Origin of the sequence: Bacillus sp. FSL W7-1034 (assembly GCF_038593365.1) — a bacterium.
GTDB classification, from domain to species: domain Bacteria; phylum Bacillota; class Bacilli; order Bacillales; family Bacillaceae; genus Bacillus; species Bacillus altitudinis.
Genome location: NZ_CP151989.1, coordinates 1,420,929 through 1,438,442 on the forward strand (window position 1 = coordinate 1,420,929; position 17,514 = coordinate 1,438,442).

Sequence of the window (17,514 nt, forward strand, 5' to 3'; positions counted from 1 at the left end):
TTTCGTGCGGCTTTTTTAGCGGTTCAGTTGTTTCACAGGCTGTGCATTAGAAGGGGGCATATGTGAAAACGACAGGCTCATTCCTCCTAAAATAATACCGGTTAAAATGACTGTGACAACGACCCGTTTACCTAAATCAAGCAACATGTTCTTCCTCCTTCACGTTTATCCATTCATCACGATATGATCGAAATGAAGAAAAAAGAAGTAGAACATGAAGATTATTTTAATGTTTTTTGCAATTTGTCGATTACTTCTAATGAACGACCTGTTCCAATTGCGACAGATTCAAGAGGATTTGCTGCGATATGAACTGGGACGACAATTTCTTGAGAGAGCCATTCTTGAATGCCGTTTAATAGTGCACCACCGCCAGTTAGAATGACGCCGCGATCTACGATATCACCACTCAGTTCTGGAGGGCTGTCTTCTAATGTAGCCCGAATCGCCTCTAAAATATGAAGAAGTGATTCTCGCATAGCACCTTGAATTTCTGTTGATTCAAGTGTAATTGTTTTTGGAAGACCTGTGACAAGGTCGCGTCCACGAACTTCTAATGACTCGGGTTCGTGTTCAATGAGTCCATAACCAATTTCCATTTTTACCTGTTCAGCTGTCCGTTCACCGATCAGTAAATTGTATTTCTTTCTCACAAAAGTAATGATATCTTCATCCAGTTGATCTCCGCCAATTCGGATCGAGTGGCAAGAGACAACTCCGCCAAATGAAATGATCGCTACCTCTGTCGTTCCTCCGCCAATATCTACAACGACGTTGGCAACAGGCTCGTCCACCGGGAGATCAGCACCGATTGCAGCTGCGACGGGTTCTTCAATTAAATGCACATGCTTTGCTCCGCAATTTTTGACAGCATCGCTGATCGCGCGGCGTTCGACAGCTGTTGAACCTGAAGGTGTACAAACAACCACAGTCGGCTTTCTAAAGGTAAACCCAATATTTTTTCCTGCTTTTTTCATAATTTGTTTAAGTAAATCGGTTGTCATATCATAATCAGCGATGACACCATCTTTCATCGGACGGATCGCTACAATTTTTCCAGGTGTTTTCCCAATCATCTCTTTTGCTTCTGACCCCACTGCAAGGACAGTTTTTGTTTCCGTATCTACTGCCACAACGGATGGTTCATTGAGAATAATTCCTTTATTTTTACTGTAAACCAATATGTTAGCTGTTCCTAAATCAATTCCAATTTCGGCATTTTGAAACATGTTTTCACCCAATCTCTATTTTTGCTGTTTTAAACAATTTTACATTTAAAAGTTCAGAGGGTTGAGGTCATTTGTGGGGGTTTGTGATCACCTTGAAATGAATCTGTAAAATTCAAGTCTCATTTTGACAATCACAATAAATTTTCCCTTTGGTTTTTCGATTTTGAAAAAAATTTTTATGCAGGAGAAACCTTTTAAGAATCTCTTACGTCTACGATATATCAATTGGTGAAAAACAGATTGATCTTGAGCTAATGAAAGAAAGAGGGAACGAAATTGAAATCTATCGGAGTTGTAAGAAAAGTAGATGAACTAGGGCGTATTGTGATGCCAATCGAATTGAGAAGAGCACTTGATATCGCTATTAAAGACAGTATGGAATTTTTTATAGATGGAGATAAAATCGTCTTGAAAAAATATCAGCCAGAGGGCGTCTGCCTGATGACTGGTGAGATTACTTCTGAGAACCACGAGTATGGAAATGGTCAAATTACATTAAGCGCTGAAGGCGCAGAACTACTGCTAAAAGAGCTTCAAGAAGCCCTTCAGCAGTAAATAAAAATAGCCTGTTCTCTCCCATTGTGCTGAGAGCAGGCTATTTTTTCTAAAAAAGTTCCTTAAAAATGCCGCATCTCCCTCAAAAAATAAGTGGAAAATGGTACAATTGACAAAGAATCTCAGGGCGGCAGGTGGAATTATTTGAACAAAACATATCAAGTACGGATCCTGTTATCCGTTCTTGCATTTATATTAATTTTGAGCTGGGATTTCTTTTATTATCTTAGCGGCTATCACATTAATTGGCCGCTCGATCTAGCCTTTACAGTCGTTGTTTTGGCCGGTATTTGGAGCATCTCAGGCTATGTGGACCGGTTGAATTTGCTTGTATCAGATTTAAATAAACGAGAAAAAGAAGCACACGAACTGACAGAGCGGCTGAATCGAATAACAGATAACTTGCAAGAAATCGTCTTTGAAACCAATGAAAAAGGTGAAATCATTTTTTTAAATCAAGCATGGAAACAAATGACGGGTTACGACATAGAGGAGTGTCTAGGTACGATGTATAATCAGTACTTTGATCAAGAAGAGCATGTCGTTCAGCATTTGTTGTCTGTGATCAAAGAGCATAAGGATGAGGGGCGGGTGGAGCTGCAGCTTCTCCATAAAGAAGGAAAAAAGGTATGGGGAGATGTGCATTATAAGCTTTATTTCGATGAACAGCACCAGTTTACTGGAGGTATTGGAACGGTTGCAGATATCACGAAACAAAAGCAGGCAAAGCTTGAACTTGAAAGATCAAATCAGCAATTACAAATGCAGGCACAAAAGCTGGCTGTTGCAGGACAAATAGCCGCTGGCATTGCCCATGAAGTCAGAAATCCGCTCACCTCAGTCAATGGATTTTTGCAGCTGATGAAAACGCAATATCCTGAAAGAACCGATTATTTTGATATCATCTTTTCTGAAATTAAACGCATTGATTTTGTTTTAAGTGAGCTGCTTGTCTTAGCAAAACCTCAATCGGTTCAATTTCAAGAAGTACAGCTCCATGATTTGCTAGAGCAGGTGATTACGTTATTAAAGACCAATGCCGTTCTTTCAAATATTGATCTCAAACAGCCATTTAAAAAGCAGGATGCTGGCACGATATTAGCAGACGCCAATCAAATGAAGCAACTGTTCATTAACTTAATCAAAAATGCGATCGAGGCGATGCCTGAAGGCGGCAATATATACATATCAACAGAAAAAGTGATGAATGAATGGAAAATCACGATTCAAGATGAAGGAAAAGGAATGTCCGAAGAGGACATTCTGAAAATATATGATCCTTTCTTTTCGACTAAAAAAGAAGGTACAGGACTTGGTTTAACGATCTGTGCGACGATCTTAAAAGATCACCATGGAAGAATGGATGTAAAGAGCGAGCTCAGCAAAGGGACGGCTTTTGATATTTACTTACCTGTGTATCAAAAAAGCAGATAGTAGCAAGGTGAGAGGATGTGATGTGTGATGACGAAAGAGACAAAGACGTTATTTGTGTATGGGACACTTTTAAAGCACGAAAAGTATCACGAGACATTGATGAAAGAAAGCAGTCCATTAGCAGCATCTGCTTGGATAAAAGGGAGACTGTACGATACAGGTGAGGGTTACCCTGTGTGTGTTGTCTCGGAACAAAACACAGTATATGGAGAATTGTATGAGGTCAGTGATGAAACGCTGCATAAGATAGATGAGCTAGAGGAAGGGTATGACCAGCAGGAAATAGAGGTTATGACAGACCAGGGGCCAAGGTCAGCCGTTGCTTATACAATATGTAAGCAGAAGGCATCGAGCCTGAAGGAGATTGAAAGCGGCTGCTGGAAGTCATATCAACTATGGGAGCGCAAACCGTCTTCCTTCTATTATTTTGCCTATGGGTCCTGTATGGATGATGCAAGGTTTAAGCTTGCGAAAGTGGAACATTATTTCAAACAAATCATCGGCGGCGGCACACTTGATCGTTTTACCACAAGGTTTACATTGGTGCGCCCTGATGGATCAAGAGCAGATATGGTAGAAGACGGCGGAGAAACAGAGGGTGTTCTATATGAAGTACCTTTTGATGCCATTCGTTATTTGTACAAACGAGAAGGTGTAAATGAAGGGACTTATCGTCCAGCATTTGTCGATGTCACAGTAGGTGATCAAGTGTATGAGGACTGCTTGACGTTTCTCGTTTTAAAAAAGAGCGAAGAAATTGCGCCTCCTGGTCATTATCGCAGTGAAATCGAAAAAGGAGCAGACCTTTACTTAAGTGAAGCGTTCCGTAAAAAAATACGGTCGCATATGGATTCATTAATGAAACCGTAGTAAAATGCATGGTAAGTGATATAAAAGGAGTCTGAACATGAAAAAGGAATATGCAGTCATTGGTCTTGGACGCTTCGGCGGAAGTATCTGCAAGGCGCTAAGCGAAGAAGGACTTGAAGTCATGGCCATGGATATGAATGAAGATCGTGTGAACGAATATGCTAAAATTGCATCACATGCCGTGATTGGTGATTCGACGGACGAATCTGTCCTAAAAAACCTAGGCATCCGCAATTTTGATCATGTGATCGTGGCGATAGGTGAAAACATTCAGGCGAGTATTTTAACAACGATTATGCTGAAAGAGCTTGGTGTCAAAATGGTCACAGTGAAAGCTCAAAATGACTACCATGAAAAGGTTTTGAATAAAATTGGTGCGGACCGTATTGTCCATCCTGAACGAGACATGGGCAGACGGATTGCACATAAAATTATTTCTAACAACGTGCTTGATTATTTAGAGCTGTCAGATGAGTACAGCCTCATTGAAATCGTCGCCAACAGCAGACTTGCTGGGCACTCTTTGTTAGATCTCGACATTCGTGCAAGGTACGGGATCAATATCGTGGCAATTAAACGCGGGAAAGAAGTGATCGTTTCACCGCTCGCAGATGAAATGATTCAAAAAGAAGATATCCTCATTGTCATTGGGGCAGTGGCAGATATCGGGCGCTTTGAAAAACGGGAAATGCAGAACGACTATTAAACACTCCGAGAAGGGGTGTTTTTTTGCTTTAGAAGTGTACATATTGGGCGGACATTGTGGGAGAGAACAAAGTGGAAAAGAGCCGTTTACTTTCTAAAAGAACAGCAAAATAGAACATGGTTATTTTTCAGCCAATTATCACTATTCAGAAATAAAAATCAATCTTTTGATATGGTTGATTTTCTCTAAATGTCATTGACTGGGCAAACAGATTCGTTTACGATAAGAAACATTATATTGTTTACTCGGAGGAGGCAGTGTCGTTGGATAAGGAGCTTTTCAGACATCAAATTGAGGTAGCTGCAAAGAGAAAAAAAGCAGCCCTAGTGATTAAACATGCGAAGGTTATGGACGTGTTTAACCAGGAATGGATAGACGCTGATGTCGCTGTTGAAAATGGAAAAATAGTAGGAATTGGGGAGTATGAAGGAGAACAGGAGCTGGATGCAACAGGTCAAATGCTTGTTCCCGGTTTCATTGACGGCCACGTTCATATCGAATCCTCGATGGTGACTCCTGCTGAATTTTCCAAAGCTGTCGTTCCTCACGGTGTGACAACTGTTGTAACAGACCCGCATGAAATTGCCAATGTATCCGGTGTTGCAGGTATCCGTTTTATGCTCGAAGAAGCGAGAAAAGCTGCTCTAAATATATATTTCATGCTGCCATCCTGTGTACCGGCAGTCAGCTTTGAACGATCAGGTGCTACACTAAAAGCAAAAGATTTAAAGCCTCTTTATCAGGAGAAAGAAGTGCTTGGTCTTGCCGAAGTGATGGATTATGTCGCGGTGGAACAAGCGGAAGAAGATATGCTTCAAAAACTGCTTGATGCTCAACATGAACATAAACTCATTGATGGCCATCTAGCAGGATTAACGGACCGATTAATTAATGTGTACCGAACAGCTAATGTCCAAACGGATCATGAGGTGACAACAGCTCAAGAGGCCCTTGAACGTGTCAAAAGAGGCATGTATGTCATGCTGAGAGAAGGCTCTGTTGCTAAAAACGTGAAAAACGTATTGCCTGCTGTCAATGAGAAGAATGCGAGACGCTTTTTCTTTTGTACGGATGATAAACATTTAGATGATTTAATGGCTCAAGGAAGTATTGATGAACAAGTACGGATGTCGATACAAGAAGGATTGGACCCCTTTTTAGCATATCAAATGGGAAGTTTAAACGCAGCGGAGTGCTTCGGTCTCAAAACAAAGGGAGCAATTGCACCAGGCTTTGACGCGGACTTTATGCTCATTTCTGACTTACATGAGGTAGGAATTACAAGCGTCTTTATCGCAGGAGAATTGGTCTCTGAACATGGAGAATATTTGCCAAGTGTCGACAAGATCACGCCAAATTCTTCGCTCATGCAATCGGTACATGCAGTGGACGTTCAAGAGAAAGATCTAACGCTGCCTATAACAGATCACCAAAAGATGAATGTCATTCGCATTATACCGAATCAGCTTGAAACGAAATTAGAACAAATATCTCCTTCTGGAAGCGATGGACAATTTACGAGTGATATTGATCGAGATGTATTAAAAATAGTACTTGTCGAACGCCACAAAGGTCTATCTGAAATTGGGATAGGGGTTGTCAGCGGTTTCGGCTTAAAAGAGGGGGCGATTGCAACAACAGTTGCCCATGACTCGCATAACTTAATTGCTGTTGGAACAAATGATGCTGATATGATCAAAGCCATTGAGACGTTAAAAGAAGCAGGGGGCGGTTTGACCGTTGTAAAAGACGGAGAAGTTCTTCATACGCTTCCATTACCGATTTCCGGTTTATTATCAGATCAACCTGCACATACGGTCAATGAAAGCCTTCATGCACTCCATGATGCTTTAAAGGAAACAGGCTTTGCCGTAGACTTTAATCCGTTTTTGACATTATCCTTCTTGGCACTGCCAGTCATTCCTGATGTGAAAATGACAACACAAGGATTGTTTGATGTGAGAAGTTTTCAGCATCTCCCGATTCAATCGTAAAACAATGACTGAACCCGCACGTATCGTACAGATATGCGGGTTTTTTTATTACGCATAAAAAAGAGACACAGCCAATTGGCTGTGTCTCCTTGTACGTCATTACACTTCCATAATAATCGGTAAGATCATTGGGCGGCGTCTTGTTTTTTCATAAAGGAAAGGAGCAAGAGTGTCAGTAATCTCGTTCTTAATTTCTGACCATTGAGTCGTCTTACGTTCCATTACTTTTTCAAGATGCTTTGAAATGAGATCTTGTGCGTCGTTGATGAGGTCGCCAGATTCTCTCATGTAGACAAAGCCTCTTGAGATTAAATCAGGACCTGCAGAAATTTTGAATTCTTTCATATCCATGCTGACAACAACAATGACAAGACCTTCTTCTGAAAGAATGCGGCGGTCTCTTAACACGATGTTGCCGATATCACCAATACCGCTACCGTCGATATACACGTTGCCTGATGGAATTTTGCCAGCGACACTTGCTTCGTCACCTTTCAGTGCAAGTACTTCACCGTTATCCATGATAAAGCAGTTTTCCTCAGGGATTCCGCAATCATTCGCAAGTTTAATATGCGTTTTTTGCATGCGGTACTCACCGTGAATCGGCATGAAGAATTTTGGTTTAATTAAACGGAGCATCAGCTTTTGTTCTTCCTGCCCGCCGTGTCCAGAGGTATGAATATTATTGAGTGAGCCATGAATGACTTCAGCACCAGCACGATAAAGCTGGTTAATGGTACGGCTTACGCTAATATTGTTACCTGGGATCGGTGAAGACGAGAAGACAACAGTGTCTCCAGGGTTAATTGAAATCTGGCGGTGCGTACCGTTGGCAATACGAGAAAGAGCGGCCATCGGTTCGCCCTGACTACCAGTACAAAGAATGGTTACTTTGTTTGCTGGTAGACGGTTGATTTCATTGTGTTCAATGAACGTGTTTTTTGGACATTTAATGTAGCCAAGATCTTGTCCAATATCAATAGCAGACTCCATACTTCGTCCAAACACCGCAACTTTTCGACCGTTGGCAACAGCGGACTCGATCACTTGCTGAAGTCTGTGAATGTTTGAAGCAAACGTAGCAAAGATGATACGGCCGTCGACTTTTCTAAAAATGTCATCAATGCTTTCACCTACGCGTCTTTCAGACATCGTAAATTCTGGAATTTCACTGTTTGTACTATCGGATAAAAGACATAGAACGCCTTCTTTCCCGATTTCAGCCATTTTTGTTAAGTTGGCAGGCTCGCCAACAGGCGTAAAGTCAAACTTGAAATCACCTGTATGTACGATGTTACCAGGAGGTGTCTTCACGACAATTCCATAAGAATCTGGAATACTGTGTGTTGTTCTAAAGAAAGACACAGCTGTTTTTCTAAATTTAATGGTATCTTCTTCTTCAAAAATGTGAAGTTTTGTCTGTCTCAAGAGACCGTGCTCTTCCAATTTATTACGAAGTAGGCCGATTGCGAGTTTGCCGCCGTAAACTGGAATATTTACTTGCTTGAGAAGGTAAGGGATACCGCCGATGTGGTCTTCATGTCCGTGAGTGATGAAAAGACCTTTGATTTTATCTTCGTTTTTAACTAGGTACGTATAGTCAGGGATGACGTAGTCAATTCCAAGAAGCTCATCTTCAGGGAACTTAATACCAGCATCAATCAAAATGATTTCATCTTGAAATTGAACGCCATACGTGTTTTTACCGATCTCGCCTAATCCGCCGAGCGCAAAAACTGCCGCCTGATCGTTTTTTACAAATTTCATTCCTCTCATAGCTCCAATACTTTAAAATTTTCACTTTCTCGTTCATAGTCTAAAAAAGCACCGTCTACAGGCTGAATGAATTCAATATTGTAGTTATGTTTTTTCAACTTATCGCGTACGTCTCTTTCAGAAACCGCTTCAACGTATAGTGAATCTGTGTGTTCTCTCACAGGTACCTCAGTCGTACTTGCCTGAAAAAATACCTTATATATCATCCAAATCTCTCCTTAAATACCGTATGTTACACTCGCTTATTCTATTATATTAAAAAAACGCGCATAAGAAAAGTCTCAGAGAAAAAAGGACCTTCAGCAAATGTGCGGAAGATCCTTTTAAGCAATCGATTTTTTACGAAGCATGTCCTTCCATTGTCTTCGAATTTTCTTGCGCAGACGACGAAGCATCGCGGATCGCCTCCTTTCGGTATGAGTCTCATTCAGCCATTTGTTCCGTTCTCTCTATATACTTGTATTATATGATGTTTCCACTTAATGTTACATGGTTATATGTGGGAAATGGGCGTTTTAAGAGGAAGTGGTTTCGTCAGTGAAGATCTTTCTGTATGATGAAGGGGAGAGGGTATACATAACAAGAGACAGGAGACGAGATATGAATAAAAAAGTCATCTTCTTTGATATCGACGGTACTTTATATGACCATGATAAAAAAATACCTGAATCAACGAAGCGAGCTGTTCGTTTATTAAAAGAAAAAGGGCATCATCTCTTCATTGCATCTGGCCGTTCGCCTTTTCTCATCCAGCCTATTTTAGAAGAAATAGGGCTTGACTCATTTATTGCTTATAACGGTCAGTATGTCATGTACGAAGGAGAAGTCATTTACGGCAATCCGCTTAAGCAAGAGCTGATGGATAAAATTTATGAAACAGCGGATCAACATGATCATCCGCTTCTTTTCATGGGAGAGAAGACGATGAAGGCATCTGTGCCGAACCATCCATTTATCCATGAAGGGATTGGCACTTTAAAAACAGAGCATCCCGAGCATGATTTGTCATTCTTTAAAGAAAACGTCATTTATCAAATGCTACTATTTTGTAAAGCAGAAGAGGAACATCTATATGAAGCGTTCCGTGAAGAAATTGATCTCGTCAGGTGGCATGAGCTGTCTACTGATGTCCTGCCAAAAGGTGGATCAAAGGCTGAAGGAATTAAACGAGTCATTGAAAGACTTCCTTACGATCAAAAGGACACAATTGCCTTCGGTGACGGGCTGAACGATCGAGAAATGATTTCTTTTGTTGGAACAGGCGTTGCGATGGGGAATGCAGTCAATGAATTAAAAACATTAGCTGACTTTGTCACCAAACCTGTAGATGAGGATGGCATATTCCACGCTGTGACTGAATTAGGCCTTATTGATGAATAAAAAACAAGACCCGCTGATGGACGGGTCTTGTTTTTATGTTATGATCTGCCGATCGCAACCGCGTTGTCTGGCTCGGCGAATGGATGATCTTTTTGAATATGATCATAAAACATAATGCCATTTAAGTGGTCAATTTCATGCTGAAAAACGATGGCCGGAAACCCTTTTAGGCGAATATCAATGTCTTCACCTTCAAGCGTTGTACCTTTCACCCTGATTTTTTCATAGCGCGGGACGAATCCAGGGATGGCTTCATCAACAGATAAACAGCCTTCTCCAGTAGCTAAATAAGCTCTTTTGACTGAATGGCTAACAATGCGAGGATTGAATAATGCATAGCTGTAAAGTTCTCCGCCCTCGTCTTCACAGTGAACAGCGATCATTCGTTTACTGATATTGATTTGCGGAGCTGCTAGGCCAACACCGGGTCTAAGTTCATATTTTTCAGCAATGTCTGCATCCTGACTGTTTTTGACAAATTCAATCATGTCAGCTAATTGCTGTTTTTCTTCTTCTGTTGGCGGGAGTTCGACCGCTTCAGCTGTTTGTCTTAAGACGGGATGCCCGTCTCGTACGATATCATCCATGGTAATCACAAAACTTCACTCCTATTTCCTTTGTATGTAAAGTATATAAAATGATACACAACATATGCAATGAAATAAAGAAGACCGGTCGTATGAGACCGGTCAGAGGCTTATTCAGCCATTAGCAGCAGCCACCGCCGCCTAAGAATGCTGCGCCAACAATGATCAATAGAATGAATAGGACGACGATTAAAGCGAATGTACGTCCACCACCGTAACCGTATCCACCACCATAACTTGGATAGCAACAACCGCCGCCGTATCCATAACCGTAACCGCCGTATCCACCATACATACTTCCATGACTATAATTAGACATACTTTTGACCTCCTTTGGAAATACACTCGGCCTCTCATAAGTGAAGGCGAAGCGTGTAATATAAACTATGTATGAATGCACTATTTGTATAGTCATGAGCCTAGAGCATGAAAAAAATCTTCTTTCCCCTCAAAAAACCATCCTCTTTCCTTGTCACAACCGCCCTGAAAAATTATAGTGGTATGTGGAGATGTAAAGGGGGACCTTGTAATTGAAACAGATGAAAAGAAGAATAAAAGCAGGTGCAACTTTAGCGGGGATATGTACCCTCTTGCTTGCGGGCTGCGGAGGTCAAAATCCGCTTTATGAGATGCAAGATGCCATGACAAAAATGAGCGAAAAAGAAGCATCCTTTGAAAAAGAACAAGGCGCACTGCAAAGCTATGAAAAAAAAGAGCAGCAGTTGTATAAACAAATGATTCAAACAACAAAAGACCACACAAAAACCGTCTCAAACTTGTCTGATCAAGCATTAGCATCGGCAGAAAAGCGTGAAGAACATTTAAAAACAGAAAAAGACAGCATGGATCAATCGAAAAAAGAATTTCAATCTGTAAAGGAATTCGCTGGACAGATAAAAGATGCAGAAGTAAAAGACAAAGCAGAACAAACAGTCAAATCAATTGAAAAAAGATACGCATCGTATGATCAGCTTTACCGTGAGTATCAAAAGGCGCTGAAACAAGACAAGCACTTGTATGAATCCTTAAAAAGAAAAGACTTAGGATACGCCGAACTGAAATCCAAACTGAAAACAGTCAATCGTTCCTATAGTAAAGTTAGAAAAGAAAGCAAGAAGTTCAATCAATATACAGATCAATTGAACGAATATAAACAAGCTTTATACAAAACAGCTCAGAAAGAATCACAAAATAGCTAAAAACAGTACTTGCATATTTGCTAGCTCTGTTTATCGCTGCTACTCCCAAAGTGCCTGCGTGTCGTTACTCGTTTTTCCAAGATGTCAAACTGAAAAGAAGAGAAGGGGTTAAAATGAAGTTCATTTTGGCCCTTTGTCCATCACGATCAAAAGAGCTGAAAATAGCTCTTTTTTTATTTTTTGACAAAAACAAACATGTGCTATTGTAGTACAGTGATCCACTCTATACTAGTACAGTTTGTGCTGTTGATTAAACAGATTGGTACAGGTCACCATAAAAAGTAAAGCGAATACATTTATTTAAATAAAGCCGTTAAATCAATTGACGGACTATTTTTCTTGTTGTAAACTATTCCTTGTTAACAGAAGTTGTATTAGTTTTTTGTGAACTATCGTTAATACAGTTAGAAAAACTCAAAAGCAAGCGATCATCCAATGTTTCGACAATGATCTTTGTGGCTATTATATACAGGAGTCATATGAGCATTTTGGGTTATCCTATATCTGTATGTATAAATGGATTCACGACAAATTGACTGTTAAAAGAAAGGAAGAGGTGACTTTAGAATGGCTGCAAAAACAAAAAAAGCAATTGTTGATAGCAAAAAGCAATTCGATGCCATCAAAAAGCAGTTTGAAACGTTCCAAATTTTAAACGAAAAAGGCGAAGTCGTAAACGAAGCGGCAATGCCAGATCTTTCAGATGACCAATTAAAAGAATTAATGCGCCGTATGGTGTTTACACGTGTATTAGATCAACGTTCAATTTCATTGAACCGTCAAGGACGTCTTGGCTTCTATGCGCCAACAGCTGGACAAGAAGCTTCTCAGCTTGCAACTCACTTTGCACTTGAGAAAGAAGATTTCATTCTTCCAGGATATCGTGATGTACCACAATTAATCTGGCATGGTCTTCCACTAACAAAAGCATTCTTGTTCTCTCGTGGACACTTTGTTGGAAACCAAATGCCTGAAGATGTGAATGCACTTTCTCCGCAAATCATTATCGGTGCACAAATCATTCAAGCTGCTGGTGTAGCTCTTGGTTTGAAAAAGCGCGGTAAAAATGCTGTTGCAATCACTTACACTGGTGATGGTGGAGCTTCACAAGGTGATTTCTACGAAGGTATTAACTTTGCAGGGGCTTACAAAGCGCCAGCGATTTTTGTTGTCCAAAACAACAGATATGCGATCTCTACACCTGTTGAAAAGCAATCTGCTGCACAAACGATTGCACAAAAAGCAGCTGCAGCTGGTATCGTAGGCGTACAAGTTGACGGTATGGATGCATTAGCTGTATATGCAGCGACTGCTGAAGCTCGTGAGCGTGCTGTAAATGGTGAAGGTCCAACATTAATTGAAACTCTTACATTCCGTTACGGCCCACATACAATGGCTGGTGACGATCCAACAAGATATCGTACAAAAGAAGATGAAAATGAGTGGGAGCAAAAAGATCCATTGGTACGCTACCGCAAATTCTTGGAAAACAAAGGCCTTTGGTCTGAAGAAGAAGAGAATAAAGTCATCGAAGATGCAAAAGAACAAATCAAACAAGCAATCAAAGAAGCTGACGAACAGCCTAAGCAGAAAGTCACTGATTTGATTGAAAACATGTACGATGTGAAACCATTTAACTTGGTTGAACAGCTTGAAATCTACAAACAGAAGGAGTCGAAGTAAGCCATGGCGCAAATGACATTGATTCAAGCGATCACTGATGCGTTACGCACAGAACTGAAAAATGACGAAAACGTTCTCGTTTTCGGAGAAGACGTTGGTAAAAACGGCGGCGTATTCCGTGCGACTGAAGGATTGCAAAAAGAGTTTGGTGAGGATCGTGTATTCGATACTCCACTTGCTGAATCTGGTATTGGCGGTCTTGCAATTGGCCTTGGACTACAAGAATTCCGCCCAGTAATGGAAATTCAATTCTTCGGATTCGTTTACGAAGTATTAGATTCTGTTTCTGGACAAATGGCTCGTATGCGTTACCGTTCTGGTGGACGCTGGCATTCTCCAGTGACAATCCGTTCTCCATTTGGCGGAGGAGTTCACACACCTGAGCTTCACGCTGATAGCTTAGAAGGTCTTATTGCACAACAGCCTGGTATCAAGGTTGTTATTCCTTCAACACCTTACGATGCAAAAGGACTATTAATTTCTGCAATCCGTGACAACGATCCGGTTGTATTCCTTGAGCATATGAAACTTTATCGTTCTTTCCGTCAGGAAGTTCCTGAAGAAGAGTACACAATTGAAATCGGTAAAGCTGACGTGAAACGTGAAGGTTCTGACCTTTCAATCATCACTTACGGTGCAATGGTTCACGAATCACTTAAAGCTGCTGAAGAACTTGAAAAAGAAGGCGTTTCTGCTGAGGTCGTCGACCTTCGCACAGTGAGCCCGCTTGATATTGAAACAATCATCGCTTCTGTTGAAAAAACAGGCCGTGCGATCGTTGTTCAAGAAGCACAAAAACAAGCTGGTATTGCAGCAAACGTAGTAGCTGAAATCAATGATAGAGCAATTCTTAGCCTAGAAGCACCAGTACTTCGTGTAGCTGCACCTGATACTGTATTTGCTTTCTCTCAAGCTGAGAGCGTATGGCTTCCAAACCATAAAGACGTGCTTGAAACAGCTAAGAAAGTTCTTGAATTTTAATTAAATGACAGAGGGGAAAAGAATTTATTTCTCTTCCCCTTTATCAATTACATGACCGTGTAATGTTGACAGAACAAGGGTTTAACATAATCTAGGAGGCGAAAAACAGTGGCATTTGAATTTAAACTTCCGGACATCGGAGAAGGTATCCACGAAGGTGAGATCGTTAAGTGGTTTGTAAAACCAAACGACGAAATCAATGAAGATGACGTTTTAGCAGAGGTACAAAATGATAAAGCAGTTGTAGAAATTCCTTCACCTGTTAAAGGAAAAGTATTAGAATTAAAAGTTGAAGAGGGAACAGTTGCAACTGTAGGACAAACAATCATTACGTTTGATGCACCTGGTTACGAAAATCTTCAATTTAAAGGCAGCGAAGAAGAAGGCGAAGCGAAAACTGAAGCTCAAGTACAAGGTACTGCTGAAGCTGGTAACGAGCCTGAAAAGAAAGAAGTTGCTCAAGAAGAAGTGGCAGCAGCAACTGGTGCTGGCGCACAAGAGCAAGTAGATGCTGATCCTAACAAACGCGTTATTGCTATGCCATCTGTACGTAAATATGCGCGTGAAAAAGGCGTTGAAATTTACAAAGTTGCAGGTACTGGTAAAAATGGCCGCGTGCTAAAAGAAGATATCGACAGCTTCCTTAATGGCGGTTCTGCAGCAACTCAAGAAGCAGCACCTCAAGCAGCTGAAAGTGCGAAAGAAGCAGCGGCTCCAAAAGCGGCAGCAGCTCCAGTTCTAGAAGGAGAATTCCCAGAAACTCGCGAGAAAATGAGCGGAATCCGCAAAGCGATCGCGAAAGCAATGGTGAACTCTAAGCACACAGCTCCTCACGTAACATTAATGGATGAAGTTGATGTAACAAACCTTGTTGCACATCGTAAACAATTCAAACAAGTTGCAGCTGATCAAGGAATCAAGTTAACTTACTTGCCTTACGTTGTAAAAGCTCTAACTTCTGCTTTGAAAAAGTACCCAGTACTTAACACTTCTATCGATGATAAAACAGATGAAGTTGTTCAAAAGCATTACTACAACATCGGAATTGCAGCTGATACTGAAAAAGGCTTGCTTGTTCCAGTTGTGAAAAATGCAGATCGCAAAGCGATTTTCGAAGTATCTAACGAAATCAACGAGCTTGCAACAAAAGCACGTGATGGTAAATTGGCTCCAGCTGAAATGAAGGGTGCATCTTGCACAATCACAAACATCGGTTCTGCTGGTGGACAATGGTTTACTCCAGTCATCAACCACCCAGAAGTAGCGATCCTTGGTATTGGCCGTATCGCTGAAAAAGCGGTTGTTCGTGATGGCGAAATCGTTGCAGCTCCAGTCTTAGCTCTTTCCCTAAGCTTTGACCACCGTATGATTGATGGAGCTACTGCGCAAAATGCCCTTAACCACATCAAGCGTTTATTGAATGATCCACAATTAATTTTAATGGAGGCGTAAATTCATGGTAGTAGGAGATTTCCCAATCGAAACAGATACTCTTGTCATCGGTGCAGGTCCTGGTGGATATGTAGCTGCTATTCGCGCTGCACAGCTAGGACAAAAAGTAACAATCGTTGAAAAAGGAACACTTGGCGGCGTATGTCTGAACGTCGGCTGTATCCCTTCAAAAGCATTGATCAATGCTGGACATCGTTTCGAGAATGCAAAGCATTCTGAAGACATGGGTATCAAAGCTGAAAACGTAACAGTTGATTTCACAAAAGTTCAAGAGTGGAAAGCTTCTGTTGTAAACAAATTAACAGGTGGAGTTCAAGGTCTTCTAAAAGGAAATAAAGTAGACATCGTCAAAGGTGAAGCTTATTTCGTAGACAGCAACTCTGTACGTGTCATGGATGAAAATTCAGCGCAGACTTATACATTTAAAAATGCAATTCTTGCAACTGGATCTCGTCCAATCGAATTGCCTACATTTAAATACACAGACCGCGTGATTAACTCAACTGGTGCTTTAGCGCTTAAAGAAGTACCTAAAAAGTTAGTTGTCATCGGTGGTGGATACATCGGTACTGAGCTTGGTACTGCTTATGCGAACTTTGGAACAGAAGTTGTCATCCTTGAAGGTGGAGACGAAATCCTTCCAGGTTTTGAAAAGCAAATGAGCTCATTAGTGAAACGTAACCTGAAGAAAAAAGGAAACGTTGAAATTCACACAAACGCTCTTGCAAAAGGCGTTGAAGAAAAATCTGACGGTGTCACTGTTACTTTCGAAGTAAAAGGTGAAGAAAAAACTGTCGATGCTGACTACGTACTTGTGACTGTTGGTCGTCGTCCAAACACAGATGAGCTTGGTCTTGAGCAAGTTGGTGTTGAATTGACAGACCGCGGAGTTGTCAAAACTGACAAACAATGCCGTACAAGCGTTTCAAACATCTATGCAATTGGTGACATCGTTGATGGACCACCACTTGCACACAAAGCTTCTTACGAAGGTAAAATTGCTGCTGAAGCAATCGCTGGAGAGCCAGCTGAAATTGATTACCTTGGTATTCCTGCTGTTGTATTCTCTGAGCCAGAACTTGCAACTGTTGGATATACTGAAGCAGAAGCAAAAGAAGAAGGAATCGACATCGTTGCAGCGAAATTCCCATTCGCAGCGAACGGACGTGCACTTTCTCTTGATGCAACTGATGGCTTCATGAAAATGATCACTCGTAAAGAGGATGGTCTAGTTATCGGTGCACAAATCGCAGGTGTTGGTGCTTCTGATATGATTTCAGAGCTTAGCCTTGCAATTGAAGCTGGTGTGACAGCTGAAGATATCGCAATGACAATTCACGCTCACCCAACTTTAGGTGAAATTACAATGGAAACGGCTGAAGTAGCAATCGGAAGCCCAATCCATATCGTAAAATAATGAACGTTGAAACCCTCTCCACACGGAGAGGGTTTCAGATTGTTGACAAAGGGCTAAAATGAACTTGATTTTAGCCCTTTGTCTTCTTTTCAGCGTGATAGAAAACCTTTGAAGTCTAGGAAGGACGAGTACTGGCGCGGAGCGAATTTGACATTCGTGAGTACCAGCACGCAGGACTGACAAAGAATGCGAGGGTTTGTCTACACGCTGAAGCCCTCTCCACATGGAGAGGGCTTTTTATGAATGTGAAA

17 protein-coding genes are annotated in these 17,514 nt (G+C 41.2%); 11 read left to right on the forward strand and 6 right to left on the reverse strand.

The features are described 5' to 3' along the window. Nucleotides 1–15: 15 nt before the first annotated feature. Entirely contained in the window at nt 16–147 is a 132-nt protein-coding gene (locus tag NST73_RS07295; protein WP_003210922.1) for a protein YkpC, read from the reverse strand. Between the two features lie 74 nt (nt 148–221). Next, complete coding sequence (mreBH, locus tag NST73_RS07300) at nt 222–1,229, reverse strand: rod-share determining protein MreBH (protein ID WP_017359401.1); 1,008 nt, start codon at nt 1,227–1,229, stop codon at nt 222–224. Nucleotides 1,230–1,505: 276 nt separating this feature from the next. Here mreBH and NST73_RS07305 point away from each other — a divergent pair, with 276 nt between their 5' ends. The 5 genes from NST73_RS07305 (at nt 1,506) to ade (ending at nt 6,788) form a co-directional block, all read left to right on the forward strand. Beyond that, nucleotides 1,506–1,784: an AbrB/MazE/SpoVT family DNA-binding domain-containing protein gene (locus NST73_RS07305; RefSeq protein ID WP_017359400.1), complete on the forward strand. Its 279-nt coding sequence runs from the start codon at nt 1,506–1,508 to the stop codon at nt 1,782–1,784. A gap of 144 nt (nt 1,785–1,928) precedes the next feature. Continuing rightward, complete coding sequence (locus tag NST73_RS07310; RefSeq protein WP_017359399.1) at nt 1,929–3,218, forward strand: ATP-binding protein; 1,290 nt, start codon at nt 1,929–1,931, stop codon at nt 3,216–3,218. 27 nt (nt 3,219–3,245) lie between these two features. After that, nucleotides 3,246–4,088, forward strand: a complete 843-nt coding sequence (locus NST73_RS07315; RefSeq protein WP_047946864.1) for a gamma-glutamylcyclotransferase family protein — start codon at nt 3,246–3,248, stop codon at nt 4,086–4,088. Nucleotides 4,089–4,125: 37 nt separating this feature from the next. Beyond that, complete coding sequence (locus tag NST73_RS07320; RefSeq protein ID WP_008345123.1) at nt 4,126–4,794, forward strand: TrkA family potassium uptake protein; 669 nt, start codon at nt 4,126–4,128, stop codon at nt 4,792–4,794. 263 nt (nt 4,795–5,057) lie between these two features. Next, nucleotides 5,058–6,788: an adenine deaminase gene (ade, locus tag NST73_RS07325; protein WP_342499493.1), complete on the forward strand. Its 1,731-nt coding sequence runs from the start codon at nt 5,058–5,060 to the stop codon at nt 6,786–6,788. A gap of 99 nt (nt 6,789–6,887) precedes the next feature. Here the strand turns inward: ade and rnjA are convergent, their stop codons facing one another. Beyond that, nucleotides 6,888–8,555 carry a ribonuclease J1 gene (gene rnjA, locus NST73_RS07330; protein WP_012009818.1) on the reverse strand — a complete coding sequence of 556 codons (1,668 nt, stop codon included), beginning with the start codon at nt 8,553–8,555 and terminating at the stop codon, nt 6,888–6,890. Between the two features lie 5 nt (nt 8,556–8,560). Further along, nucleotides 8,561–8,770: a DNA-directed RNA polymerase subunit epsilon gene (locus tag NST73_RS07335; RefSeq protein ID WP_008345114.1), complete on the reverse strand. Its 210-nt coding sequence runs from the start codon at nt 8,768–8,770 to the stop codon at nt 8,561–8,563. A gap of 394 nt (nt 8,771–9,164) precedes the next feature. On the opposite strand from NST73_RS07335, the gene NST73_RS07340 reads away from it, so the two are divergent. Next, nucleotides 9,165–9,944 carry a Cof-type HAD-IIB family hydrolase gene (locus NST73_RS07340; protein WP_342499494.1) on the forward strand — a complete coding sequence of 260 codons (780 nt, stop codon included), beginning with the start codon at nt 9,165–9,167 and terminating at the stop codon, nt 9,942–9,944. Nucleotides 9,945–9,982: 38 nt separating this feature from the next. On the opposite strand, the gene def is transcribed toward NST73_RS07340, so the two are convergent. Both def and NST73_RS07350 read right to left on the reverse strand, forming a co-directional pair. Continuing rightward, nucleotides 9,983–10,540 carry a peptide deformylase gene (gene def / locus NST73_RS07345; RefSeq protein ID WP_008345111.1) on the reverse strand — a complete coding sequence of 186 codons (558 nt, stop codon included), beginning with the start codon at nt 10,538–10,540 and terminating at the stop codon, nt 9,983–9,985. A gap of 112 nt (nt 10,541–10,652) precedes the next feature. Next, the gene (locus tag NST73_RS07350; protein WP_117590933.1) at nt 10,653–10,826 is read right to left on the reverse strand and encodes a YjcZ family sporulation protein; all 174 of its coding nucleotides are present in this window, start codon (nt 10,824–10,826) and stop codon (nt 10,653–10,655) included. 235 nt (nt 10,827–11,061) lie between these two features. Here NST73_RS07350 and NST73_RS07355 point away from each other — a divergent pair, with 235 nt between their 5' ends. From NST73_RS07355 to lpdA, 5 genes are all read left to right on the forward strand, one after another. Next, nucleotides 11,062–11,730 carry a YkyA family protein gene (locus NST73_RS07355; RefSeq protein WP_342499495.1) on the forward strand — a complete coding sequence of 223 codons (669 nt, stop codon included), beginning with the start codon at nt 11,062–11,064 and terminating at the stop codon, nt 11,728–11,730. Between the two features lie 567 nt (nt 11,731–12,297). Next, on the forward strand, nt 12,298–13,413 hold the full coding sequence (pdhA, locus tag NST73_RS07360; RefSeq protein WP_007498599.1) for a pyruvate dehydrogenase (acetyl-transferring) E1 component subunit alpha: 1,116 nt from the start codon (nt 12,298–12,300) through the stop codon (nt 13,411–13,413). A 3-nt stretch (nt 13,414–13,416) separates the two neighbouring features. After that, complete coding sequence (gene pdhB, locus NST73_RS07365; RefSeq protein WP_007498597.1) at nt 13,417–14,394, forward strand: pyruvate dehydrogenase complex E1 component subunit beta; 978 nt, start codon at nt 13,417–13,419, stop codon at nt 14,392–14,394. Nucleotides 14,395–14,502: 108 nt separating this feature from the next. Next, nucleotides 14,503–15,846: a dihydrolipoamide acetyltransferase family protein gene (locus NST73_RS07370; protein WP_342499496.1), complete on the forward strand. Its 1,344-nt coding sequence runs from the start codon at nt 14,503–14,505 to the stop codon at nt 15,844–15,846. Between the two features lie 4 nt (nt 15,847–15,850). Continuing rightward, nucleotides 15,851–17,263: a dihydrolipoyl dehydrogenase gene (gene lpdA, locus NST73_RS07375; protein ID WP_003211097.1), complete on the forward strand. Its 1,413-nt coding sequence runs from the start codon at nt 15,851–15,853 to the stop codon at nt 17,261–17,263. Nucleotides 17,264–17,514 lie beyond the last annotated feature (251 nt).